The sequence below is a fragment of the Alcanivorax sp. HI0083 genome (assembly GCF_001635175.1).
In genome coordinates this window covers 1-1,168 of record NZ_LWFX01000503.1, presented here as the reverse complement: position 1 = coordinate 1,168, position 1,168 = coordinate 1, and the positions used below count along the sequence as shown (strand labels likewise).

General features: G+C 51.3%; 1 protein-coding gene. It reads right to left on the bottom strand.

Going from position 1 to position 1,168, the window contains the following annotated elements; all coding sequences use genetic code 11:
- Positions 1-694: 694 nt before the first annotated feature.
- Positions 695-1,018, bottom strand: coding sequence for a ferredoxin FdxA (gene fdxA, locus A3754_RS05165; RefSeq protein WP_063519003.1), 324 nt, complete (start codon positions 1,016-1,018; stop codon positions 695-697).
- Positions 1,019-1,168: the final 150 nt, after the last annotated feature.

The window sequence follows — 1,168 nt, the reverse complement described above, 5'->3', positions numbered from 1 at the left end:
GGCCTCCAGCGGTGACCTTGCCAGTGCGCCGCCCTTGATTCATTCCCTGAAAGAGCATTTCCAGCAGGCCTGTGCGGCGTTAAACGCCACGTTGGCGTGAAATGGGGCGAATTTCAGGCAAAAAAAACCCTCTTCCGAAATTGGGGTGGAAGAGGGGGGTTGTGAGCGCTATTGCTAGCGCCTTGGGGGGATACTGGTTGGCTAGGCGGTGTGCGTAACACCACGTTTTCCATAGAATTAATGCTACCCAGAAGTGTGACGCCGTGCTGTAAAAAGCAGTGAGGAAATGTAAAAGATTGGGCGCCTTTTAGCGTCGGGATGTAGCCCTCTGGGGGCAGGGGGCTGGTGCGGTGGCGCGAGCTTGTAAGAGATCTCTTACAAGGCTGTAGGAAAAAACAGTGTTTTTTCGCTGTTTTTGACCCTTAAAAGCGAGCATCAGAATATTAACTCATTGTTATATTTGAGTTTTTTGGGGTTTGTGTGGTTTTCACCCAGACTTTTAATATTTATTTTACCCACAGAGCAAAATACGGTTGATATAGTGTTTCCGTGCTTCAGGGAATTGAGCACAAGGATTTGCAAGGAATGCAGTACAGGGATGTTGCGGTGAGCGCAAAAGGGTCAGGATGACTCGACGCAAAAAGGGCGGCAGGATGCCGCCCTTTTATTTTGCCTGGAGAAAAGTGATCCGCGCTTATCGGATCAGCTTCTCCCGCTTGTTCGGCACACCGTCCCACTCTTCAGCGTCGTCCGGCGCATCTTTCATTTCGGTAATGTTCGGCCACTTCTCTGCCAGATCCGCGTTGATCTCCAGGAACTCCTGCTGGTCGTCCGGCAGTTCGTCTTCCGAGAAGATCGCGTTAACCGGGCACTCCGGTTCACACAGTGCACAGTCGATACACTCGTCCGGGTGGATGACCAGAAAATTTTCGCCTTCGTAGAAACAGTCTACCGGGCACACTTCCACACAATCGGTGTGTTTGCAGTTAATGCAGTTCTCACCTACTACGAACGTCATATCCTGTCCTCGCCAGGTGTCTTCATTTTGTACAGCGCCAAGAGCTGATTATAGCAGCAACAGGCACGGTCTCGCTTGGGGTGGCGCTAGTCTAGCGATATGCCCAGAGGCAGGCAAACGCAGCGTTGATATAAGGATATAGCGCATGCA

Coding starts and splice junctions, on each gene's coding strand:
- fdxA (WP_063519003.1), bottom strand. CDS start 1,018: ATGACGTTCGTAGTAGGTGAGAACTGCATTAACTGCAAACACACCGAT.